This window comes from Klebsiella sp. KTE92 (genome assembly GCF_000398905.1).
In the GTDB taxonomy this organism is placed as follows: domain Bacteria; phylum Pseudomonadota; class Gammaproteobacteria; order Enterobacterales; family Enterobacteriaceae; genus Klebsiella; species Klebsiella variicola.
Map to the genome: position 1 here is coordinate 1,769,116 of NZ_KB976100.1, position 21,126 is coordinate 1,790,241.

The 21,126-nt window shown below is 60.6% G+C and carries 22 protein-coding genes; 7 read left to right on the top strand and 15 right to left on the bottom strand.

Going from position 1 to position 21,126, the window contains the following annotated elements:
* Positions 1 to 84 precede the first annotated feature (84 nt).
* Both A1WC_RS16940 and A1WC_RS16935 read left to right on the top strand, forming a co-directional pair.
* Entirely contained in the window at positions 85 to 1,506 is a 1,422-nt protein-coding gene (locus A1WC_RS16940) for a glutamine synthetase family protein (protein WP_008805927.1), read from the top strand.
* A 353-nt stretch (positions 1,507 to 1,859) separates the two neighbouring features.
* Positions 1,860 to 3,251 carry an APC family permease gene (locus A1WC_RS16935; RefSeq protein ID WP_008805929.1) on the top strand — a complete coding sequence of 464 codons (1,392 nt, stop codon included), beginning with the start codon at positions 1,860 to 1,862 and terminating at the stop codon, positions 3,249 to 3,251.
* Positions 3,252 to 3,370: 119 nt separating this feature from the next.
* On the opposite strand, the gene A1WC_RS27155 is transcribed toward A1WC_RS16935, so the two are convergent.
* The gene (locus A1WC_RS27155) at positions 3,371 to 3,493 is read right to left on the bottom strand and encodes a small membrane protein (RefSeq protein WP_002898600.1); all 123 of its coding nucleotides are present in this window, start codon (positions 3,491 to 3,493) and stop codon (positions 3,371 to 3,373) included.
* Between the two features lie 256 nt (positions 3,494 to 3,749).
* Here A1WC_RS27155 and A1WC_RS16930 point away from each other — a divergent pair, with 256 nt between their 5' ends.
* A complete protein-coding gene (locus A1WC_RS16930) occupies positions 3,750 to 3,971 on the top strand; it encodes a hypothetical protein (RefSeq protein ID WP_008805930.1) in 222 nt (73 codons plus the stop codon).
* Between the two features lie 20 nt (positions 3,972 to 3,991).
* Here the strand turns inward: A1WC_RS16930 and A1WC_RS16925 are convergent, their stop codons facing one another.
* Positions 3,992 to 4,780, bottom strand: a complete 789-nt coding sequence (locus A1WC_RS16925) for an SDR family NAD(P)-dependent oxidoreductase (protein WP_008805931.1) — start codon at positions 4,778 to 4,780, stop codon at positions 3,992 to 3,994.
* A 115-nt stretch (positions 4,781 to 4,895) separates the two neighbouring features.
* Positions 4,896 to 5,345 (bottom strand): winged helix-turn-helix transcriptional regulator, encoded by a 450-nt coding sequence (locus A1WC_RS16920; RefSeq protein WP_016160598.1) that lies wholly within the window; start codon positions 5,343 to 5,345, stop codon positions 4,896 to 4,898.
* Positions 5,346 to 5,497: 152 nt separating this feature from the next.
* Here A1WC_RS16920 and agp point away from each other — a divergent pair, with 152 nt between their 5' ends.
* Entirely contained in the window at positions 5,498 to 6,745 is a 1,248-nt protein-coding gene (agp, locus tag A1WC_RS16915; RefSeq protein ID WP_016160599.1) for a bifunctional glucose-1-phosphatase/inositol phosphatase, read from the top strand.
* A 67-nt stretch (positions 6,746 to 6,812) separates the two neighbouring features.
* Here agp and A1WC_RS16910 read toward each other — a convergent pair whose 3' ends face one another.
* From A1WC_RS16910 to A1WC_RS27850, 3 genes are all read right to left on the bottom strand, one after another.
* Complete coding sequence (locus A1WC_RS16910; protein WP_008805934.1) at positions 6,813 to 7,040, bottom strand: YccJ family protein; 228 nt, start codon at positions 7,038 to 7,040, stop codon at positions 6,813 to 6,815.
* Positions 7,041 to 7,060: 20 nt separating this feature from the next.
* The gene (gene wrbA, locus A1WC_RS16905) at positions 7,061 to 7,657 is read right to left on the bottom strand and encodes an NAD(P)H:quinone oxidoreductase (protein ID WP_008805935.1); all 597 of its coding nucleotides are present in this window, start codon (positions 7,655 to 7,657) and stop codon (positions 7,061 to 7,063) included.
* Positions 7,658 to 7,874: 217 nt separating this feature from the next.
* Entirely contained in the window at positions 7,875 to 7,976 is a 102-nt protein-coding gene (locus A1WC_RS27850; protein ID WP_224224868.1) for a hypothetical protein, read from the bottom strand.
* A gap of 117 nt (positions 7,977 to 8,093) precedes the next feature.
* On the opposite strand from A1WC_RS27850, the gene A1WC_RS0124950 reads away from it, so the two are divergent.
* Together A1WC_RS0124950 and A1WC_RS16900 are read left to right on the top strand one after the other, a co-directional pair.
* Entirely contained in the window at positions 8,094 to 8,267 is a 174-nt protein-coding gene (locus A1WC_RS0124950) for a general stress protein (protein WP_002898708.1), read from the top strand.
* A 162-nt stretch (positions 8,268 to 8,429) separates the two neighbouring features.
* The gene (locus tag A1WC_RS16900) at positions 8,430 to 9,368 is read left to right on the top strand and encodes a DMT family transporter (RefSeq protein ID WP_032691149.1); all 939 of its coding nucleotides are present in this window, start codon (positions 8,430 to 8,432) and stop codon (positions 9,366 to 9,368) included.
* Between the two features lie 685 nt (positions 9,369 to 10,053).
* Here A1WC_RS16900 and rutG read toward each other — a convergent pair.
* Genes rutG through rutA form a run of 7 tightly spaced genes read right to left on the bottom strand, consistent with a single transcriptional unit; the run spans position 10,054 to position 15,476 of the window.
* Complete coding sequence (rutG, locus tag A1WC_RS16895; protein ID WP_008805937.1) at positions 10,054 to 11,376, bottom strand: pyrimidine utilization transport protein G; 1,323 nt, start codon at positions 11,374 to 11,376, stop codon at positions 10,054 to 10,056.
* A 21-nt stretch (positions 11,377 to 11,397) separates the two neighbouring features.
* A complete protein-coding gene (rutF, locus tag A1WC_RS16890) occupies positions 11,398 to 11,892 on the bottom strand; it encodes an NADH-dependent FMN reductase RutF (protein WP_012968592.1) in 495 nt (164 codons plus the stop codon).
* Between the two features lie 10 nt (positions 11,893 to 11,902).
* Positions 11,903 to 12,493, bottom strand: coding sequence for a malonic semialdehyde reductase (locus A1WC_RS16885; RefSeq protein ID WP_008805939.1), 591 nt, complete (start codon positions 12,491 to 12,493; stop codon positions 11,903 to 11,905).
* Positions 12,493 to 13,293, bottom strand: coding sequence for a pyrimidine utilization protein D (gene rutD / locus A1WC_RS16880; protein ID WP_012968590.1), 801 nt, complete (start codon positions 13,291 to 13,293; stop codon positions 12,493 to 12,495). The genes A1WC_RS16885 and rutD overlap by 1 nt, the downstream gene beginning before the upstream one ends.
* Positions 13,290 to 13,682: a pyrimidine utilization protein C gene (gene rutC / locus A1WC_RS16875; protein ID WP_012542267.1), complete on the bottom strand. Its 393-nt coding sequence runs from the start codon at positions 13,680 to 13,682 to the stop codon at positions 13,290 to 13,292. The genes rutD and rutC overlap by 4 nt, the downstream gene beginning before the upstream one ends.
* Positions 13,675 to 14,385 carry a pyrimidine utilization protein B gene (rutB, locus tag A1WC_RS16870; protein ID WP_016160602.1) on the bottom strand — a complete coding sequence of 237 codons (711 nt, stop codon included), beginning with the start codon at positions 14,383 to 14,385 and terminating at the stop codon, positions 13,675 to 13,677. Before rutB ends, rutC begins: the two co-directional genes overlap by 8 nt.
* The gene (gene rutA / locus A1WC_RS16865) at positions 14,385 to 15,476 is read right to left on the bottom strand and encodes a pyrimidine utilization protein A (protein ID WP_016160603.1); all 1,092 of its coding nucleotides are present in this window, start codon (positions 15,474 to 15,476) and stop codon (positions 14,385 to 14,387) included. Before rutA ends, rutB begins: the two co-directional genes overlap by 1 nt.
* Before the next feature lie 284 nt (positions 15,477 to 15,760).
* On the opposite strand from rutA, the gene rutR reads away from it, so the two are divergent.
* Positions 15,761 to 16,399, top strand: coding sequence for an HTH-type transcriptional regulator RutR (rutR, locus tag A1WC_RS16860; protein WP_002898883.1), 639 nt, complete (start codon positions 15,761 to 15,763; stop codon positions 16,397 to 16,399).
* On the opposite strand, the gene A1WC_RS16855 is transcribed toward rutR, so the two are convergent.
* Positions 16,396 to 16,791: a lysozyme inhibitor LprI family protein gene (locus A1WC_RS16855; RefSeq protein ID WP_008805943.1), complete on the bottom strand. Its 396-nt coding sequence runs from the start codon at positions 16,789 to 16,791 to the stop codon at positions 16,396 to 16,398. The two genes, rutR and A1WC_RS16855, sit on opposite strands and share 4 nt — an antisense overlap.
* 182 nt (positions 16,792 to 16,973) lie before the next feature.
* Positions 16,974 to 20,936 (bottom strand): trifunctional transcriptional regulator/proline dehydrogenase/L-glutamate gamma-semialdehyde dehydrogenase, encoded by a 3,963-nt coding sequence (gene putA / locus A1WC_RS16850; RefSeq protein WP_016160604.1) that lies wholly within the window; start codon positions 20,934 to 20,936, stop codon positions 16,974 to 16,976.
* Positions 20,937 to 21,126: the final 190 nt, after the last annotated feature.

Here is a 21,126-nt window from a genome sequence, read left to right on the forward strand (position 1 = left end):
TTATTTGCATACACAGTCGATGGGGTGGACATTATATTTAACGGTCTGAGCACAGGACCGAAACCCAACCAACGGCGGTGAATCATGGAAACCAATATCGTAGAAGTTGAGAACTTTGTTCAGCAGACGGAAGAGAGACGGGTCAGCGCGTTCGCGAAAGAAGTGAAGCGCTACCTCGAAACCTACCCCGATACCCAGTATGTCGATGTCCTCCTTACCGACCTGAACGGCTGCTTCCGCGGCAAGCGCATTCCGGTTGCCGGCCTGAGCAAACTGGAGAAAGGCTGTTATTTCCCGGCCTCGGTGTTTGCAATGGATATTCTTGGCAATGTGGTGGAAGAGGCCGGCCTGGGTCAGGATATGGGCGAACCGGATCGCAGCTGCATTCCGGTACCCGGCACCTTAACGCCTTCGGCGGCTGACCCACAATCGATAGCCCAGGTACAGCTGACCATGGTTGATGAAGATGGCGCTCCCTTTGACGTTGAGCCGCGGAACGTACTCAACCGCCTCTGGCAGCAGTTGCGCCAGCGCGGGCTGTTCCCCGTGGTAGCGGTAGAGCTGGAGTTCTATTTACTGGACCGCAAACGCGACGCCGAAGGCTACCTCCAGCCGCCGTGCGCGCCGGGCACCGACGATCGCAACACCCAAAGCCAGGTCTACTCCGTCGATAACCTGAACCACTTTGCCGACGTGCTTTATGACATCGACGAGCTGGCCAAACTGCAGCTGATCCCCGCCGACGGCGCGGTGGCGGAAGCCTCGCCGGGCCAGTTTGAAATCAACCTTCACCATACCGATAACGTGCTGGATGCCTGCGATGATGCGCTGGCGTTAAAACGTCTCGTGCGTTTAATGGCGGAGAAGCATAAGATGCACGCCACTTTTATGGCGAAGCCTTATGAAGAGCATGCGGGCAGCGGGATGCACATCCACATCAGCATGCTGAACAATAAAGGGGAAAACGTGCTGGTGGACGGCGACGGGGAAGACTCTGTGCTGCTCAAACGCGCGCTGGCCGGGATGATCGATCTGATGCCGGCCTCGATGGCGCTGCTGGCGCCGAACGTGAACTCGTATCGCCGCTTCCAGCCGGGGATGTACGTCCCGACGCAGGCTTCGTGGGGGCATAACAACCGCACCGTGGCCTTGCGTATTCCGTGCGGCGAGCGGCAGAACCACCGCGTCGAGTATCGCGTGGCGGGGGCGGACGCCAACCCGTATCTGGTGATGGCGGCGATTTTTGCCGGCATTCTGCACGGGCTGGATAACCCCCAGCTGCCTTTGCAGGAAGAGGTGGAAGGTAACGGTCTGGAACAAGAGGGCCTGCCGTTCCCGATCCGCCAGAGCGATGCGCTGTGGGAGTTTATGCAGAACGATCATCTGCGCGAGCGCCTCGGTGAGCGTTTCTGCCACGTTTTCCATGCCTGTAAGCATGATGAATTACTGCAGTTTGAGCGTCTTATCACAGAAACCGAAATTGAGTGGATGTTGAAAAACGCCTGATGGTCGCCCCGCGAGGGGCCCATGAGTTTGGTAATCAGTAGCATCATACGGCCTGAGCGGAGCCTGGTCGTCCTTTTTGCTGGGAGCCCAGCCATTTCCCGGATGTCGCGTTAAGGAGCGCAGGCGGCAACGGGGCTTCAGTTAACGACACAGTGTGTGACGAGGAAATGAGATGATGCAGATGTTCAAATATCCGCAGGGAGAGGGAGGCCGCTCAGGCCGCATGGAATGCCAGCCAGCTACCGCTCACCGGTCCGTCTTACCCTTTTATCTATGCCTTACCCCTTTGCTAAGCAGGTTTGTCACGCGGACGTTGGGTCCGCAAACTGTTAACAGCAAGGGGGGAATGGGCGATGGCTATTAATCTTCCTGCGCATAACGCCGCTCAGGCGGGCAGACCACGCCTGCGTAAATCCCTCAAACTCTGGCAAGTGGTGATGATGGGGCTGGCCTATCTGACGCCGATGACGGTGTTTGATACCTTCGGCATCGTCTCCGGCATCAGCAATGGCCACGTACCGGCGTCTTATCTGTTGGCGCTGGCCGGGGTGCTGTTCACCGCCATCAGCTACGGCAAACTGGTGCGTCAGTTCCCGGAAGCCGGTTCCGCCTATACCTACGCGCAAAAATCCATCAGTCCGCACGTCGGTTTTATGGTCGGCTGGTCGTCGCTGCTCGATTATCTGTTTCTGCCGATGATCAACGTCCTGCTGGCGAAGATCTATCTCTCGGCGCTGTTCCCGGAGGTGCCGCCATGGGTGTGGGTGGTCACCTTTGTCGCCATTCTGACCGCCGCGAACCTGAAAAGCGTTAACCTGGTGGCCAACTTCAACACCCTGTTCGTGCTCGTGCAGATTTCGATCATGGTGGTGTTTGTCATTCTGGTGGTGCAGGGGCTGCACAAAGGCGAGGGGGTGGGGACCGTCTGGTCGCTGCAGCCGTTTATCAGCCAGAATGCGCATCTGATCCCGATTATTACCGGCGCGACGATTGTCTGCTTCTCGTTTCTCGGCTTCGACGCGGTGACCACGCTGTCGGAAGAGACCCCTGACGCCGCACGGGTGATCCCGAAAGCGATTTTTCTTACTGCGATGTACGGCGGCATTATTTTCATCGTCGCGTCGTTCTTTATGCAGCTGTTCTTCCCGGATATTCATCGCTTTAAAGACCCAGATGCCGCGCTGCCGGAGATTGCGCTGTACGTGGGCGGCAAGCTGTTCCAGTCGATTTTCCTCTGCACCACCTTTGTTAACACCCTGGCATCGGGCCTGGCCTCGCATGCCAGCGTCTCCCGTCTGCTGTACGTGATGGGCCGCGACAACGTCTTCCCGGAGCGCATTTTTGGCTATGTGCATCCGAAATGGCGTACCCCGGCGCTGAACGTGATTATGGTGGGTATTGTCGCGCTGTCGGCGCTGTTCTTCGACCTGGTGACCGCCACGGCGTTGATCAACTTCGGCGCGCTGGTGGCGTTCACTTTCGTAAATCTGTCGGTGTTCAACCACTTCTGGCGGCGCAAGGGGTATAACAAAACCTGGAAGGATCGGCTGCACTATCTGCTGTTGCCGATGGTCGGCGCGTTGACGGTGGGCGTGCTGTGGATCAACCTCGAGGCCACCTCGCTAACGCTTGGTCTGGTGTGGGCGGCGCTTGGCCTGCTGTACCTGGCTTACCTGACCCGACGCTTCCGTAAACCGCCGCCGCAGTTCGATGCCACCAAAGCGGAGCAGGCCTGGGAGTCATAAACGTTTGATACTGCGCTTGAGCGAAGGCAGGCCCACAGGCCTGCCTTGGTTTTTGGTTCGGTAAGGGACAGTACAGGACGGTAAAGAAATCAGCAGAAAACGGCGGGGAACGGAAGGTATTATTTCTTCTTTTTATGGACAGGTAACTGACTGGCGCGCCGCTCTTTGAGGTACGACACCAGGCTGTAGATGGCGACGCCCAGCAGCGCCACCGCGACGATAAAGAGAATAAGACCCGACATAGACCAACCTAATATTCTGTTTAGAAAGGGAAAAAGATACAGGGCTCTGTTTGAAGATAACATCGGGATATGTCTGAAAGATGACGCCTCATCGCGAGAATATCCGGCGGCGGGGTTGTGATAAAGTATTTCCCGCAGGAATGTGACCGCCCGGGTTTCACCTGAAAGGATGTAACACTCCGTTAAGTGATTTTACAGAAGTGCGGCGTACAGCGGGTTACGCTGACCGCGAATAAGAACGATCTGAGAGTCAGTCATGTATAAGAAATCCCTCAGCCTGCTGGGCGTGGTGCTGGCGCTGTCTGCCTTTGCCAGCCAGGCTGAAAGTGAACGTCAGGCGAGCCGCGAGCAGATCGTGGAGCAGGTCCTCAAGCCGTGTGAAGGCAAAAAAGCGGGCGATAAGGTGGTGATCACCGATCGCCGCGGCGGCGAGCACGAGGCCATTTGTACCCTGACGGCGGTTCCGCTACCGGAGTAATGCCCGCCGCAAGGTGCCGCTTAGCGATACCGCGGCGCAGGCTGTCCGGTTCGTGCGCTGGTAAACAGCGCCAGTCTGGACTGCTCAAAAGCCTCCCACAGTCCCAGGTCATGAACCGGTGGTAAGGTGACCTGTTCCCCCATCTCCAGCCCCCTGAGAGCGGCGTCCACCAGATCCTCTGTGGTCATCACCGTGCCGGTGGGCAGGGCGTTCAACGCCACGCCGGAGGTCGGCCAGAGATCGGTGGCGGTCGCCGCCGGCAATACCGCCTGAATACGCACGCCGCTGTCGGCAAACTCATCCTGCAGACCGCGGGTGAAGCTCAACACCCAGGCTTTACTGGCGCTGTAGACCGCGCTACCTGGCAGCGTATGTAGCGCGAGGATGGAGGCAATATTAATGAGCGTTCCCCGGCGTCGTGGGATGAAAGCGGCCAGCGCGGCATAGCTCAGGCGCAGCAGCGCCGTGGTATTGAGCGTATGAATCGCCTGGTGCTCCCGCGGCGTACTGGCGAGAAAACCCGCCATTTTCGCGGTGCCGGCGTTGTTAATGAACAGGTCGATGGCGGGATCCTGCTGCAGACGCTGCTCTACGGCGGCAATCCCGTGCTCTTCGCTAAGATCGGCTTTGAGGATGCTGGCCTGGATGGCGTAGCGCGCCTGCAGCTGGTCGGCGAGCGCCAGCAGCCGGTCTTCACGACGGGCGGCGAGGATCAGGTTGTAGCCGCGGGCGGCGAGTCGTTCGGCATAGATCGCGCCGATACCTGAGGACGCGCCAGTGATAAAAGCAGTGTGCGATGGTTGGGTCATGAGAATTGCCTCGTAAAAGGTTGCATTATTAAACCAAATTCAGCATGAGATATTAGGTTTAATAATGCAACAATTTTGTCCGGACTTTTTCATTTTTGCCTGCCGCGGGCAGCGTTTAGTCGTTCAGCGGAATAGCGATGGTGATGTCTGCCGGGGCCAGCTCACGGCCATCCGCCGCCTGCAGGACCAGCTTACGCAGGGGCTGGCGCTGCTGACGGTCAATGAGCCGGGTCGCCGGTTCGTCGGGCTCGAACAGATAGTCGTCTGCCCACTGGGAGAGGGCGACCAGCACCGTCTGCAGGGCACGGCCCTTGTCGGTCAGGACATACTCCTGCCAGGCGCTGCCATCGGAGGCCGGCTGCAGGCGCAGGATGCCTTCATCCACCAGCATTTTCAGCCGCCCGGCGAGCATGTTTTTGGCAATACCGAGGTTTTTCTGGAATTCGCTAAACCGGCGCACCCCGCGCAGAGCATCGCGGACGATCAGCAGCGACCACCAGTCGCCGATAACATCAAGGGAGCGGGCGATAGGGCAACAGCTTTTTTCCAGACGGGTACGTTTCACGAAAGCCTCCAGGTTAATTGTTTCATTATAAAACTCTTTGCCCGGCAGGGGAAATTTTCGGCTACGGTCTAAGTTTGCGAGCGATTACCAGGAAAAATGTCATAAATCCGTCACAATTAACGCGATGATAATAAATGACTAAGGATGAAGGGATGAAAAAACGTCTACTTGCCGCCGCCGTTGCCGGCGCGGTGATGTTATCCGCTGGCGCTCAGGCGCAGGACTCGGCCGCCCCGGAGGGGTATCAGCTGCAGCAGGTGCTGATCATGAGCCGTCACAACCTGCGTGCGCCGCTGGCCAATAACGGCAGCGTGCTCGAGCAGTCCACCGCCAAGGCCTGGCCGCAGTGGGATGTGCCGGGCGGCCAGCTGACCACCAAAGGCGGCGTGCTGGAGGTGTATATGGGCCACTATATGCGCGAATGGCTGGCGCAGCAGAAGCTGGTGACCAGCGGCGAGTGCCCACCGGAAAACGCGGTTTACGCCTATGCCAACAGCCTGCAGCGTACCGTCGCCACCGCGCAGTTCTTTATCACCGGCGCGTTCCCTGGCTGCGGCATTGCAGTGCATCACCAGCCGCAGATGGGCACCATGGACCCGACCTTCAACCCGGTTATTACCGACGACTCTCCGGCGTTTCGCGAGAAAGCGCTGCAGGCGATGGAAAAAGAGCGTCAAGGGATGCAACTGACCGAGAGCTATAAGCTGCTGGAGACGATGATCGATTACCGCAACTCGCCCTCCTGCAAAGAGAAGCAGGTCTGCTCGCTGAGCGAGGGTAAGGATACCTTTAGCGCCGGTTATCAACAGGAGCCGGGGGTTTCCGGCCCGCTGAAGGTGGGCAACTCGCTGGTGGACGCCTTCACCCTGCAATATTATGAAGGCTTCCCGAAAGACCAGGTGGCGTGGGGGGAAATCACCAGCGATAAGCAATGGCAGGTGCTGTCGAAGCTGAAAAACGGCTACCAGGATAGTCTGTTTACCTCGGTAGCGGTGGCACAAAACGTCGCCAAACCGTTGGTTAAATATATCGATAACGCGCTGGTGGGCGAGGAGGCCAACAAGGCGAAAGTCACGCTGCTGGTGGGGCACGACTCGAACATCGCCTCGCTGCTGACGGCCCTGGACTTTAAGCCTTATCAACTACCTGGCCAGTACGAGCGCACGCCCATTGGCGGCAAACTGCTGTTTCAGCGCTGGCATGACAGCGCCGGTAATCGCGATCTGATGAAGATTGAGTATGTCTATCAAAGTACTGAACAGCTGCGTAACGCCGACGCGTTAACCCTGCAGGCCCCGCCGCAGCGGGTCACCCTGGCGCTTAACGGCTGCCCGGTTGACGATCAGGGATTCTGTCCGCTGGAGACCTTTAAAAAGGTGATCAACGAGGCGGCGAAATAATGTAAAAAACCCGGAGCAATCCGGGTTTTTTAGCAGGTTAGGGCGAGACCTGGCGGAAATAAACGTTCTAGACGTTTTTACGCTCAATCGTCTGTTCACCCCAGAACAGCGCATCTTTATCGGTTTTGGCAAAGGCCAGCGCCAGCACTTCGTCGCTGCCTTCCTCCCAGATTTGCTCCGCCAGTTTTTCATCGTAGTGGGCGACTTCGAAAATCGCCTCGGCGATCTCCGGCGAGGTGTTACGTAAACTTGCCCATTCGCCGACGCGATGTGCTTTTGCTTCTTGAGTTGGCATGTTACTCCTCCTGCAGAAGATTAGCCGTGGACTTTAACGGCCAGTTTGGCGACATGTTCGCCCTGATAGCGGGCGATGGCTAACTCTTCCTCGCTCGGCTGACGCGAGCCGTCTCCGCCGGCGATGGTGGTCGCGCCATAAGGGGTACCGCCGCGGACCTGGGAAATATCAAACAGCTCCTGGGCGCCGTAGCCGATCGGGACGATGATCATGCCGTGGTGGGCCAGCGTCGTCCAGGTCGAGGTAATGGTTTGTTCCTGTCCGCCGCCGGTGCCGGTTGAGCTGAATACGCTGGCGATCTTGCCGTACAGGGCGCCGGACGCCCACAGACCGCCGGTTTGATCGAGGAAGGTGCGCATCTGACCGGACATGTTGCCGAAACGAGTTGGGGTACCAAAGATGATGGCGTCATACTCTGCCAGCTCCTGCGGCGTGGCGACGGGCGCGTTTTGCGTTTTCCCGCCTGCTTTGGCAAATGCTTCAGCCTGCATGGTTTCCGGCACGCGCTTCACAACCACCTCAACGCCATCCACCCGGTTTGCCCCATCGGCGACGGCGTGAGCCATGGTTTCAATGTGTCCATACATGGAATAATAAAGCACCAGAATTTTAGCCATTTCCATCACTCCTCGGTTGCGTTATAAGCCAGCCAAATGGCTGGTTACCTTTAAAGATAAAGCCTCCGCCGGAGAGTGCAAATCCAACGGGCATTTATTTGATTTATAACAAAATGACAAAGCATTATTTACTTTTCCTTGCACCGCGCGGCCTGAAAGGGAGAGAAGGAGGAAGCGTTGTGCCTGCTATTTTGGCCGGTGTGGCAAGGGTGTAGCATCAGGATACATTTTTGCCGACTATTTTTTCTCCGCCAGCAGAGCAGGTTAGAACCCGTACGCGCCGCGAGGGGGCTTTTTTCGCCCGGGTTTGTTTCTGGATATTTCATTTGCCGCCGTCAGCGGCAGTCATTCACTAACCTTATAGATACGCGGTAAGACAGCGGCGTCGCCGCTCCCGCGTAATGCACTATGATGTCTAACCTAATGGAGGTCAGTAATGGCAAACCATCGTGGCGGTTCTGGCAACTTTGCTGAAGACCGTGAAAGAGCATCAGAAGCAGGACGTAAAGGTGGCCAGCATAGCGGGGGGAATTTTAAAAATGACCCTCAGCGCGCCTCAGAGGCTGGCAAAAAAGGGGGTAAAAACAGTCACGGTAGTCGTGAAAGTTAACGCGCGACTCGCACTGTTCTCTTTGATGCGGTGTTAATCTCCCCGACCCAACCGCATCGCCCTCGCCGCCGGCATCTGCCGGCGGTTTTTTTATCTGTCGGTGGTTGCGCTCCCGCCGGGCGGATTGCACACTGGTCGCCCGTTAATCGTCATGGCTGTCTTATGTCTTCGTTAAAATTCTCCATTACCCGCCAGGAAGCTCTTCTCATCATGATCACCATGTTCTGGGGAGGGACGTTCCTTGCCGTGCAGTATGCGGTGAGCCTCAGCGGGCCGCTGTTTTTTGTCGGTCTGCGTTTCGCGACCGCCGCGCTGGCGGTGGGCCTGCTCTCACTGCGCACCCTGCAGGGGCTGACGTGGCTGGAGGTGAAGGCGGGGGTGGCGATTGGCGTGGCGATTGCGCTGGGGTATGGCCTGCAGACCTGGGGACTGCAGTCGATCTCCAGCAGTAAATCTGCCTTTATCACGGCGATGTATGTGCCGCTGGTACCGCTGCTGCAGTGGCTGTGCCTGGGCCGTATGCCGGGGGTGATGTCCTGCGTGGGGATTGTGCTGGCGTTTATCGGTTTGATCCTGCTGGCCGGGCCGGAAAATAATCTGCTGGCGCTTGGCGTGGGGGAGATGATTACTCTGGCGAGCGCGCTGGCGATCGCGGCGGAGATTATCCTTATCAGCGCCTGGGCCGGGAAAGTCGATGTCCGCCGGGTGACGGTCGTGCAGCTGGCGACCGCGTCGCTGGTGGCTTTCGCCGCCATGAAGCCGGCGGGTGAGGCGGTTCCGCCGTTGACGCCGGCCCTGCTCGGCGTCGCGCTGGGGCTGGGGATTTTCAGCGCGATCATTCAGGTGACCATGAACTGGGCGCAACGCAGCGTCTCGCCGACGCGGGCCACCCTTATCTATACTGGTGAACCGGTATGGGCCGGTATTTTTGGCCGGCTGGCCGGTGAGCGTCTGCCGCTGCTGGCTCTGCTCGGCTGCGTCTTGATCCTCGCGGGGGTGCTGGTGAGCGAGCTGAAGTGGAAGCGCAAGTCGCCGCCGCAGGTTTCCACAAACGACGATGCGCAGCCGCTCACGGACCTGGCCGATCGCCGCGAGCCATAATTTTACGCTTCTGATCCTACAGCGGCGCTTATCCTGGCTGGCCTACTCGTCCGGCTCTGATTGTCTCCAGGCCCGCGCCAGCGCAGCGCTGCCGGGCGATGACATCAGGCACGGCGTCGCTTTTATGCCGGGTGGCGGCTGCGCCTTACCCGGCCTACAACCCCAACTCACCGCTGGCGTAGGGGCTGCTGAAACTGCCGTTGTTGGCGGCCTCAAAATCGCTGAGACGTTCCCGGAAGGCCGGGGCAGCCCGCATGGATGCGGGCTGAGGGCCGTGTTTTGCACGGACGCTGCCTCGGCCCGACCCGAAGCCTGCAGGGATAAGTCGAAGGTACCACGCAGTGGCGATTTTGCTGGCCGGAGCCCGGGGGTACAGGGGGCGGCGGCGACTGGCCGCCCCCTGTGCGCTCCCTGCGCCAGGAGAGGCATAACGCAGAAGACCTATCGGGAGCGCCATCTGCCCGGAAATAACACAGAACAACCGTTTTGCCGGGGCGAAACCGTTGCAAACCGATAACCGTATCAAATTATCCAGCCCTGACGGTCAGTCGGCCCGCGTCAGCGCAGCGCCGCCGGGCGGTCAGGCTCCGTACCTGCGGCGGTGCCGGATGGCGGCATAAATGCCTTATCCGGCCTACAGGCTCACACCACCCAGGCCCACGCGCCAACACCGCGCTAATGTGGCTTACACCGGCGTTACCCTGGCCTCCTTCGCCTCGCGCGTCCCGCGATGAAGCAGCGCGTGCAGCAGGATCGCCCCGAAGGTGGCCGTACCAATTCCGCCCAGCGTAAAGCCGCCCAGCGACAGCGCGAAATCGCCGGCGCCCAGCACCAGGGTCACCGACACCATGATCAAATTGCTGTTCTGGCTGAGGTCGACGCGGTTTTGCACCCAGATCCGCGCCCCGGCGACCGCGATCAGGCCAAAGACCACGATCGAGGCGCCGCCGATCACCGGCCCGGGAATGGTGTGGATTAATGCGCCAAACTTCGGCGAGAAGCCGAGCAGCATCGCGATCAGCGCCGCGGCGACAAAGACCAGCGTCGAATAAACCTTGGTCACCGCCATGACGCCAATGTTCTCCGCATAGGTCGTGACCCCGCTGCCGCCCACCGAGCCGGAGAGCATGGTCGCCAGCCCGTCGCCGACGAAGGCGCGCCCCATGTACGGGTCCATATTGCGCCCGGTCATCCCGGCGACGGCCTTCAGGTGCCCGAGGTTCTCGGCCACCAGGATCACCGCGACCGGCGCAATCAACATCATCGCCTGACCGTTAAAGGATGGGGTGGTAAAGTGCGGCAGCCCGAACCACGCCGCCTGGGCGAGGGGGGAGAAGTCCAGCGGCTTGCCAAGGCCAAAGCCGTTAGCCAGCAGGGCGTACAGTGCGCAGGCGACGATCAGGCCGACCAGGATCAGCAGACGCTGCAGCATCCCGCGGGTAAATACCGCGACTATGCCGATGCAGAGCACGGTCAACACCGCCATCCAGCTGTCGAAGGCGCTGGCGGAGACGCTGCGCACGGCAATCGGCGCCAGGTTCAGGCCGATTGCCATCACCACCGCGCCGGTCACCACCGGCGGCATCAGGCGCTCGATCCAGCGGGTGCCGATCTTCATCACCACCAGACCAATCAGGGTGTAAACCAGCCCGCAGGCGATGATCCCGCCAAGGGCGACGCTCAGATGAGGGTTCAGCCCCTGGCCGTTAAAGCCGGTAATGGCGATCACCACCCCGACAAAAGCGGCGCTGGAGCCGAGATAGCTCGGCACCCGTCCGCCGGTGACGACAAAGAACAGCAGAGTGCCGACGCCCGACATCAGAATCGACAGGTTGGGGTCGAGCCCCATCAACAACGGCATCAGCACCGTCGCACCGAACATCGCAACGGCGTGCTGCACGCCCATCACCAGCGTTTGCCCGGCCGACAAGCGTTCATCGGGGGCGACAACGCCGGACTCAGCGGCGGGGGAGGTCAACTTCCAGCGAGGAAAATCGAAGAGTGCCATGATGATATCCCGGGTTAAAGGTTAACAAGCGGGTCGCATAAGCGTGTGATAACCGCGGTCAAACCACATCAGTCCCCGGGGCTCCGGGTGACGGGTAATGGCCACGACGTGACAAAACAGAATGTCGTGCGTCCCGACGCTGACGCGCTGGTCGATGCGGCAGTCAAAGCTGACCAGCGCCGCCTCCAGCCGCGGACAGCCGGTGGCGCCGGTCTGCCAGTCGGCGGCGGCAAAACGCTCGTCCATTGCCGTTTTACCGCCAAACAGCGTCGACAGGGCCTCCTGTCCCGCCGCCAGGGTATTGACGCACAGCGTGTGGTGTTCGCTGAACACCGGCCACACCGAGGCTGAGCGGTTCAGGCAGACCAGCAGGGTCGGCGGCGTATCGGTGACGCTGCAGACCGCGCTGGCGGTGAACCCCGCCCGGCCCGCCGGGCCATCGGTGGTAATAATGTTAACCGCGGCGCCGACGTGGGCCATGGCGTCACGAAAACTCGCTTTGTCCGCTAACTCCATCGCCAACTCCTTATGCCAGCAGGCAGGCTTCATCAAAGGACAGACGCGGCAGGCGACCATACAGCTTGCCGGGGTCGCCATAGCCGATGTTCACCAGCAGGTTGCTTTTCCAGCCGTTGTCGGCAAAAAACGCCGCGTCGACTTTTTCCCGGTCAAAACCGGACATCGGCCCGGTGTCGAGGCCCAGCGCGCGGCAGGCGAAAATCAGGTACGCCGCCTGCAGCGAGCTGTTGCGAAACGCGGTCTCTTCCGCCAGCTGCGGGCTGGAGGTAAACCAGCTGCGGGCGTCACCGTGGGGAAACAGGGTCGGCAGCCGGTCGTAGAAGGCGCTATCCCATGCCACGATGGCGGTCACCGGCGCCTGCATGGTTTTCTGCAGATTGCCGCTGGAGAGCGTTGGGCGGAGCTTCTCTTTGCCTTCCGCGCTGCGGACGAACACGATGCGCGCTGGCGAACAGTTGGCGGAGGTGGGCCCCATTTTCATCAGGTCCCAGATGGCCTGCAGTTGCGCGTCGCTCACCGGCTTATCCAGCCAGCCGTTGTGGGTCCGGGCCTGGGTAAACAGCGTCTCGCAGGCCGTGTGGTTTATCGCATCGTTCATTAGATCTCCCTGGCGACCGGCAGCATAGCGGCCAGCCCGTCGCATAAAATGGTATTAAAGGTATCGGCGTCGGTGACGTTACATGCATGGCCGCCCCACGGCATCTCCACACGCTGGCTGCCGGGGATCGCCGCCTGCAGCACGCGGGAGCATGAGGCCGGGACCAGCAGGTCGTCAGCGGCGCTGACAATCAGCGTCGGGCAGGCGATGGCCGCAGCACGGCGTGAAAAATCAGCCTGCTTCAGGGCCTGCAGCCGCTTCAGCAGATTCTCTTTGCCCTGAAAATGGCTGATGGCAAGCGCATCTTCCGCTTCGAGGCGCGGCAGGCGCGCGGCCATCCATTCCGCCGGGTAGAGAAACAGTGGTTGCGCTTCAACCCACGCCTGCGCGCCGCCGGCATGCAGCAGACGCTCGCGCACCAGGAAGCAGCGGCGGGTGTGCGGCGACAGCGTCAGCCAGCCGTTGACCAGCACCAGGGCGCTCACCGCCTCGGGGCGATCGAGCGCCAGCTGCAGGCCAATCAGCGCCCCCAGGGCGTGGCCCACCAGCGCAAAGCGGGTGATCCCCGCCGCCTGCAGGGCGCTGAGCAGCTCCTGGGCCATCGTCGCCATGCTGTAGTCGGCGGGCAGCGGGCCGGCGTTTTCCCCGGTCCCGTTATGGTCATAACTCACCAGCTGATACTGTGCCTCCAGCGCCGCGCGCTGCGCCAGCCAGTAGCCGCCGCCGCCGCCCAGACCGGCGCTGAGGACCACCACTGGCGCGCCGGGCCATGGGGCTGGAGCAATATTGAGCCTCATCATGTCGGGGCGCCGATATGGGCGACGCTGGCGATTTCCACCAGCGCATCAGGCTTCACCAGTCCGCACTGAATGCAGAAGCGGGCCGGTTTATCGCCGGGGAAGAACTCGGCGTAGACCTCGTTAATCGCGGCGTAATTTGTCCAGTCGGTGATAAAGATGCTGTTGAAAGTCACATCCGCCATACTCCCGCCCGCCGTTTCGATAACGCTCTTGATGGTCTCCAGCACGTGGCGGGTTTGCGCCTTTGGGTCGCCGATGTGCACCACATTGTTTTGCTTATCAAACGGCAGGGTGCCCGAGACGTAGACCACCCCGTCGGCGAGCGTTCCCGGAACAAAGGGGGCAATCGGCGTGGTGGTGCCTGGCGGAATAATCACCTGTTTAGGCATAACGTTTCTCCTTGGCTAAAGACAGCGGGGTGGCGGGGGACAGCGCGTGGCAGAAGCTCTCGACGTCGCTGACCCAGCCGAAAAAGGTTTCAATATTGAACAGCGCCGCCTGCTGGGCGAAGGCCGGGCCGGCCTGATGGGTGGCATCCTCCAGCACGATGCCGAAGTATTCGAGAAAGAAGCCATCGCGCAGCGTCGATTCGACGCAGACGTTGGTGGCGATCCCGGTGAACACCAGGTGGCGTATACCGCGGCAGCGTAAAATGCTGTCGAGCGGGGTGTTAAAGAAGCCGCTATAACGCGGTTTCGGCAACACGATATCGCCTTCCTGCGGCGTCAGCTCGTCCACCAGCTGATAATCCCAGCCGCCTTTCGCCAGCAGCTTGCCCTGCAGCTCCGGACGCTGACGCATCGTTTTCAGCGCGTTGGATTTGTGATAGTTCGGCGAGCCCGGGCCGCCAGCTTCAACATACTGGTCATCCCAGCCATTCTGGAACCAGATAATCAGCATGCCTGCGGCGCGGGCGGCGGCGACGGCGGTATTAATATTGTCGATAACCGGCCGGGTGGCGGAGACGTCAAAGCCGGCGAGATCCAGATAACCGCCCTGACTGGCGTAGGCATTCTGCATATCGACCACAATCAGCGCGCTCTGCTGCGGCGCGAAGGTCAGGGATTCCGGGCGAGCGGGAAGGGTAATCATCAGGCCACCTCACGGGTAACAGGAGCAATGTGGTCCCGGCAGTGCATCAGCGGCTGAATGCGTTCGCCAAAGGCGTCGATGCCGGCAAGAAAATCATCAAAGGTCAGCAGCACGCCGTCGGTGCCGGGCACGCTCGCCACTTCATCGAGCATCCGCGCGACGCTGGCATACGATCCGACAAGGGTGCCCATGTTAATGTTGACCGCCGAGGTGGGGTCGGCCATCTGGCGCACGTTGGTATCGCTGCCGGAGCGGGTGTCTTTCTGACTCTGCTCGGTGAGCCACGCCAGCGCTTCTTCATCGGCGCCCGCTTTGTAATGTTCCCATTTGGCGCGCGCCGCCTCGTCGGTTTCGTCGGCGATCACCATAAACAGCACATAGGACCCCACGTCGCGGCCGGTTTTTTCCGCCGCCTGCATCATGCGTGCGGCGGTTGGGGCAAAGGCCGTTGGCGTGTTGACTCCTTTGCCAAAGCAGAAGTTGTAGTCCGCGTGCTGGGCGGAGAAGGCCATACCGGCATCGCTCTGCCCGGCGCAGATCACCTTCATCGGCTGCGAAGGGCGCGGGCTGACCCGGCAGTCGTTCATGGTGAAGTAATCACCTTTGAAATCGCTGCGCCCGGTGCCCCACAGGTCACGGAGCACCTGGACGTATTCGGTGAGATAGTCATAGCGGCTGGCGAAATAGTCATCTCCCGGCCACATGCCCATCTGGTCATATTCCGGTTTTTGCCAGCCGGTCACCAGATTGACGCCAAACCGGCCGCCGGAGATGGAGTCGATAGTGGAGGCCATTCGGGCGACAATCGCCGGCGGCAGCGTCAGGGTGGCGGCGGTGGCGTAGATCTGGATCTTCGAGGTCACCGCCGCCAGGCCGGCCATCAGGGTGAAGGACTCCAGGTTGTGATCCCAGAACTCGGTTTTCCCGCCGAAGCCGCGCAGCTTGATCATGGAGAGCGCGAAGTCGAAATGGTAGTGCTCGGCCTTCTGCACGATAGCCTTATTCAGTTCGAAGGTCGGCATATACTGCGGGGCATGGGTGGAGATCAGCCAGCCGTTGTTGCCAATGGGAACGAAAACACCAATTTTCATACCTACCTCTCTGCAGTCATGGAAGATGGGTTGCGATGGTGCGGCATCCTGCCTCTCCCTGGACCACCTCGCAGAAAAGGTAAAGCAAAGGCAATGCCAGTTTTATAAATGCTAATGTTATTAATGTGTTACTTTTGAGTTGCTAAAAAGGACGATAAAAAAGTGGACTGGATGGTCAAAATCAGTGCACGAAAAAACGGCAGTCATGCGCAATCAGGGTGCATGGGGTCGTGTCGGCGCGGGGCTTTTGCTATGCTGGTGGCGTCAACTGAAGGAGAGGATGTATGGCACAGGGCGCGGTGAAGAAAAGCGGCAAACGTTCACAAGCGGTCAGCGCCAAAAAGGAGGCCATCCTGGCCGCCGCGCTGGAGGCATTTTCGCAATTTGGTATTCACGGTACGCGACTGGAGCAGGTGGCTGAGCGCGCCGGGGTATCGAAAACCAATCTGCTCTATTACTACCCTTCGAAAGAGGCGCTGTATGTGGCTGTCCTGCAGCAGATCCTCGCCATCTGGCTGGCGCCGCTGAAGGCGTTTCGCGAGGATATCAGCCCGCTGGTGGCGATCCGCGAATATATTCGCCTGAAGCTGGAGGTGTCCCGCGATCACCCCCAGGCCTCGAAGCTGTTCTGCCTCGAGATGCTGCAGGGGGCGCCGCTGCTGATGGGCGAACTGACCGGGGACCTGAAAGCGCTGGTCGATGAGAAATCGGCGATTGTCTCCGGCTGGATCGACCGCGGCAAGCTGGCGCCGGTCGATCCGCAGCATTTAATCTTTATGATCTGGGCCACCACCCAGCATTACGCCGACTTTGCCACCCAGGTGGAGGCGGTCACCGGCGCCACGCTGCAGGACGCGGCCTTTTTTGAACAAACGGTCGATAATGTCCAGCGGATGATTATCGAAGGCATTCGCGTCCGTTAATTGGCCGGCGGCAGCGGGCAGCTTTGATCGCCATCCTCGCACTGCAGCAGCGAGGCGAGGAAAGACTCCCGCTCCACGCTCTTATCGGTCATGCACTGGCTTACCAGCATCGGCTGCATGCTGCCGCCTTCGGCGCCGGACGCGAGAAAGGCGCAATCGGCGTCGCGCAGGGCGATCCATGCCTGCTGCGCCTGCTTCAGTAATGTTTGTTGTTTACCCACCGCCCGCTGCAGGGCCTGCTGCCAGGTGTCATTCAGTTTTTTGTCGGCCGCCTGATACTGCGCGGCCGCGCACTGATTCATTTCGGTTTGGGTATTGGCGTTGCTGCACTCGTCCGCCAGCGCCGCGCCGCTGGCCAGCAGGGCCATCACGGCAAATAACGTGCGTTTCATTGTTCTGCTCCCATAAAAAAGGCTCCCGTCCGGGAGCCTTAATTAAACACAGCTGACGTCGGCTGTCATTAGCTGATCACAGCGCCGATTTCGCGGAGGACGGCGCATAGCGCCTTATCCGGGCTACTCTTTGGCGGTGTTATGTAGCCCCGGTAAGCGCAGCGCCACCGGGGGAGCCTGTTTTAGCCGATGGTCATCAGGCTGGCGTTACCGCCTGCCGCGGCGGTGTTAACGCTCAGCGAGCGCTCGATATACAGCCGCTCCAGCAGCAGGTTGGTTTCGCCGCGGGCGAAGCCCTGCACGGAGACTATCGCCCCGTCGCGCGCCGCCACCTGCTCGCACAGCTCGCGCAGCTGGTCGGAATCGCCGTGGTAGATAACCGCGTCGAAGGCCTGGCCAGGTAACTGCTCCGCTTTGGCAAAGCGAATGCGCTCGCTGACCTCCCGAGGCAGCTTCTTCGCCAGATCGCGCTGCAGGGCGCTGTCCGGCCACAGTACTTCACAACCCACCGCCAGCACAGCCGCCAGCTGGATCAGCGCATCCTGTTCGTTATCCGCCACGCACAGCACACGGTCGCGCGGCATCAGCGTCAGGGTATTGCGCTCGCCGGTTGGCCCCGGCAGCAGGCGTTGGGTGCCGCTTTGCGCCTGCTCGCTGTACTGCTGGCACAGCGCCTGCAGCTCAGGACGGCCCGCCGCCCACTGCTGCAGCGCCTGCAGCGGTTTTTCCAGCAGCGTTTTCAGCTGGGCGTCCAGCGGGCGCTCCGCATCCTGGCGGGCGAAGGTCACGCCAACCGCGTCCTGCGGGCGACTGGAGAGCAGACGATACAGGTACAGCGGGCCGCCGGCTTTCGGACCGGTACCGGACAACCCTTCGCCGCCGAACGGCTGCACGCCGACCACCGCGCCAACCATATTGCGGTTGACGTACAGGTTGCCCACCTTCGCGCTGCCGGTGACCTGGGCGATGGTCTCGTCGATGCGGGTATGCACGCCGAGCGTCAGGCCGTAGCCAGAGGCGTTAATCTGCTCCACCAGTTTGTCCAGCTCGTTACGGTTATAGCGCACCACGTGCAGCACCGGGCCGAAGACCTCTTTTTTCAGCTCGTCGAAGCTGTCGAGTTCGATAAGCGTCGGCGGCACGAAGGTTCCGTGGCGCCATTCGCGGGCGTCTTCGCTATTCTCGCGCACAGCCTGGTAGACGGTGCGGCCTTTGGCGCGCATCGTCTGAATATGGCGTTCAATATTCTCTTTCGCTTCCGTGTCGATAACCGGGCCGATATCGGTGGTCAGCCGACCCGGGTTACCCATCCGGCACTCGCTCATGGCGCCGCGCAGCATGGTCAAGGTATGGTCGGCGACTTCCTCCTGCAGGCAGAGGACGCGCAGGGCGGAGCAGCGCTGGCCGGCGCTGTCGAACGCAGAGGCCAGGACGTCGATCACCACCTGCTCGGTCAGCGCCGACGAGTCGACGATCATCGCGTTCATCCCGCCGGTTTCGGCGATCAGCGGCGTCGGGCGACCCTGGGGGTCGAGGCGGCTGGCAATATTGCGCTGCAGCAGCGTCGCCACTTCGGTGGAGCCGGTGAACATCACGCCGCGTACGCGCTCATCGGAGGTTAGCGCGGCGCCCACGGTCTCTCCGCGGCCCGGCAGCAGTTGAATAACGCCCGGCGGCACGCCGGCCTCCAGCAGAATCGCCACGCCCTGGGCGGCGATAAGCGGCGTCTGCTCGGCTGGTTTCGCCAGCACGCTGTTGCCGGCCGCCAGCGCGGCGGCAATCTGGCCGGTGAAGATCGCCAGCGGGAAGTTCCACGGGCTGATACAGACCACCGGGCCCAGCGGGCGGTGGGTTTCATTATCGAAATCGTCGCGCACCTGGCCGGCATAATAGTGCAGGAAGTCGACGGCTTCGCGTACTTCGGCGATGGCGTTGCTGAAGGTTTTACCCGCCTCGCGCACCAGGATCCCCATCAGGGTCGGCATCTGGCTTTCCATCAGCACCGCGGCGCGCTCAAGAATGGCGGCGCGCTCCTGCGGCGGGGTGGCGAACCAGATCGGCGCATTGTTGATAGCGCTGGTCAGCGCCTGCTGCACTTCGGCGTCGCTGGCTTCGCGGACGTAGCCGACGATATCTTTCGGCTCTGCCGGGTTAACCACCGGCTGCATTTCGCCTTCGGCCACCGGCTGCTCCAGCATCGGCAATGCCTGCCATTTATGCAGGGCGCTGTTGAGCAGGGAAGAGGAGAGGGAGGCCAGACGGTGCTCGTTCGCCAGATCGAGACCGGCGGAGTTGCTGCGGCCGCTACCGTAGAGATCGCGCGGCAGTGGGATTTTCGGATGCGGCAGGCCGGCCTGGCCTTCCTGCTGCGCCAGTTTTTCTACTGCGCTGACCGGGTCGGCCACCAGCTCGTCCAGCGGCAGGGTATTGTCCGCGATACGGTTGACGAAAGAGGTATTGGCGCCGTTTTCCAGCAGACGGCGCACCAGATACGCCAGCAGCGTTTCGTGGGTGCCCACCGGGGCGTAGATCCGGCACGGCCGGTTCAGTTTGCCGTCGGCGACTTTGCCCACCACCTGCTCGTACAGCGGTTCGCCCATGCCGTGCAGGCACTGGAACTCATACTGGCCCGGGTAGTAGTTCTGGCCCGCCAGCTGGTAGATAGCCGCCAGGGTATGGGCGTTGTGGGTAGCGAACTGCGGGTAAATCAGGTTCGGCACCGCCAGTAGCTTCTTCGCGCAGGCGAGGTAGGAGACGTCGGTGTAAACCTTGCGGTTATAGACCGGATAGCCTTCGAGGCCTTCCATCTGCGCGCGTTTGATTTCGCTATCCCAGTAGGCGCCTTTCACCAGACGGATCATCAGGCGACGGCGGCTGCGGGTGGCGAGGTCAATCAGGTAATCAATAACAAACGGACAGCGCTTCTGGTAGGCCTGAATAACAAAACCGATGCCGTTCCAGCCGGCCAGCTCTGGCTCGAAGCACAGTTTTTCCAGCAGATCGAGGGAGATCTCCAGGCGATCGGCCTCTTCGGCGTCGATGTTGATGCCGATATCGTACTGGCGCGCCAGCAGGGTCAGCGATTTCAGACGCGGGTAAAGCTCTTCCATCACCCGGTCATACTGCGCGCGGCTGTAGCGCGGGTGCAGCGCGGAGAGCTTAATGGAGATGCCCGGCCCTTCATAAATGCCGCGACCGTTGGAGGCTTTGCCGATGGCGTGGATCGCCTGCTGATAAGAGACCATATAGGCCTGAGCGTCGGCAGCGGTCAGCGCCGCTTCGCCGAGCATATCGTAGGAGTAGCGGAACCCTTTTTCTTCCAGCTTACGGGCGTTAGCCAGCGCTTCGGCGATGGTTTCGCCGGTGACGAACTGCTCGCCCATCAGGCGCATCGCCATATCCACGCCCTTGCGGATCAGCGGTTCGCCGCTCTTACCGATGATGCGGTTCAGGGAGCGGGAGAGGCTGGTCTCGTTATGGGTCGACACCAGTTTCCCGGTAAACAGCAGCCCCCAGGTGGCGGCGTTGACGAACAACGACGGGCTGCGGCCGATGTGCGACTGCCAGTTGCCGTTGCTGATTTTGTCGCGGATCAGCGCATCGCGGGTGGCTTTATCCGGAATACGCAGCAGGGCTTCCGCCAGGCACATCAGCGCCACCCCTTCCTGTGAGGAGAGGGAGAACTCCTGCAGAAGACTCTGCACCATGCCGGCGCGGCCGCTGGCGGTCTTCTGGTTGCGCAGTTTTTCCGCCAGCTGATACGCCAGCTTGTGCGCCTGTTCGCCCAGCGACTGCGGCAGTCGGGCCTGTTCCAGCAGCATCGGTACCGCGTCGGTTTCCGGACGTCGCCAGGCGGCGGTGATCGCTGCGCGGCTTACCGACTGCGGCAGGATCTGCTCGGCAAATTCGAGGAACGGTTGATACGGCTCTTCCGCCGGTGAACCCGCTTCATCGCTTTCATTGGCGGCGCCGTTCAGAAGCGCCGGCAGCTCAGGCAGCGTCTCATCGTTTTCCAGCTTTTCCAGATAATTGAAGATGGCCTGTTTAATCAGCCAGTGCGGCGTGCGGTCAATACGGCTCGCGGCGGACTTAATGCGCTCGCGAGTTGCGTCGTCAAGCTTAACACCCATGGTGGTGGTGCCCATGCTCAAAACTCCTGTCATTTATCGTTAGGCTTATGCGGTTGCATGGAAATATCCACTATGTTGCAACTTTGTGCAACCTTGTTAATTATGGCTTGTGACGCAAGCCGTGAAATGGCGGATTTGTTAAAAATAATGCCTAAAATAGCAGAATTTTAACCCCGTGCTCATAGGGTATTTGTATGCGTGAGTT

What these genes read in the sequence shown, in the direction of transcription:
- A1WC_RS16930 (WP_008805930.1), top strand. Translation starts at nt 3,750, where the DNA reads ATGTATAAGAAATCCCTCAGCCTGCTGGGCGTGGTGCTGGCGCTGTCT.
- A1WC_RS16885 (WP_008805939.1), bottom strand. Translation starts at nt 12,493, where the DNA reads ATGAACGATGCGATAAACCACACGGCCTGCGAGACGCTGTTTACCCAG.
- A1WC_RS16925 (WP_008805931.1), bottom strand. Translation starts at nt 4,780, where the DNA reads ATGACCCAACCATCGCACACTGCTTTTATCACTGGCGCGTCCTCAGGT.
- rutB (WP_016160602.1), bottom strand. Translation starts at nt 14,385, where the DNA reads ATGATTACCCTTCCCGCTCGCCCGGAATCCCTGACCTTCGCGCCGCAG.
- A1WC_RS16855 (WP_008805943.1), bottom strand. Translation starts at nt 16,791, where the DNA reads ATGAAACGCACGTTATTTGCCGTGATGGCCCTGCTGGCCAGCGGCGCG.
- rutR (WP_002898883.1), top strand. Translation starts at nt 15,761, where the DNA reads ATGGCACAGGGCGCGGTGAAGAAAAGCGGCAAACGTTCACAAGCGGTC.
- A1WC_RS16935 (WP_008805929.1), top strand. Translation starts at nt 1,860, where the DNA reads ATGGCTATTAATCTTCCTGCGCATAACGCCGCTCAGGCGGGCAGACCA.
- putA (WP_016160604.1), bottom strand. Translation starts at nt 20,936, where the DNA reads ATGGGCACCACCACCATGGGTGTTAAGCTTGACGACGCAACTCGCGAG.
- A1WC_RS0124950 (WP_002898708.1), top strand. Translation starts at nt 8,094, where the DNA reads ATGGCAAACCATCGTGGCGGTTCTGGCAACTTTGCTGAAGACCGTGAA.
- rutD (WP_012968590.1), bottom strand. Translation starts at nt 13,293, where the DNA reads ATGATGAGGCTCAATATTGCTCCAGCCCCATGGCCCGGCGCGCCAGTG.
- A1WC_RS16940 (WP_008805927.1), top strand. Translation starts at nt 85, where the DNA reads ATGGAAACCAATATCGTAGAAGTTGAGAACTTTGTTCAGCAGACGGAA.
- A1WC_RS16900 (WP_032691149.1), top strand. Translation starts at nt 8,430, where the DNA reads ATGTCTTCGTTAAAATTCTCCATTACCCGCCAGGAAGCTCTTCTCATC.
- rutC (WP_012542267.1), bottom strand. Translation starts at nt 13,682, where the DNA reads ATGCCTAAACAGGTGATTATTCCGCCAGGCACCACCACGCCGATTGCC.
- A1WC_RS27155 (WP_002898600.1), bottom strand. Translation starts at nt 3,493, where the DNA reads ATGTCGGGTCTTATTCTCTTTATCGTCGCGGTGGCGCTGCTGGGCGTC.
- rutG (WP_008805937.1), bottom strand. Translation starts at nt 11,376, where the DNA reads ATGGCACTCTTCGATTTTCCTCGCTGGAAGTTGACCTCCCCCGCCGCT.
- wrbA (WP_008805935.1), bottom strand. Translation starts at nt 7,657, where the DNA reads ATGGCTAAAATTCTGGTGCTTTATTATTCCATGTATGGACACATTGAA.
- rutA (WP_016160603.1), bottom strand. Translation starts at nt 15,476, where the DNA reads ATGAAAATTGGTGTTTTCGTTCCCATTGGCAACAACGGCTGGCTGATC.
- A1WC_RS16910 (WP_008805934.1), bottom strand. Translation starts at nt 7,040, where the DNA reads ATGCCAACTCAAGAAGCAAAAGCACATCGCGTCGGCGAATGGGCAAGT.
- rutF (WP_012968592.1), bottom strand. Translation starts at nt 11,892, where the DNA reads ATGGAGTTAGCGGACAAAGCGAGTTTTCGTGACGCCATGGCCCACGTC.
- agp (WP_016160599.1), top strand. Translation starts at nt 5,498, where the DNA reads ATGAAAAAACGTCTACTTGCCGCCGCCGTTGCCGGCGCGGTGATGTTA.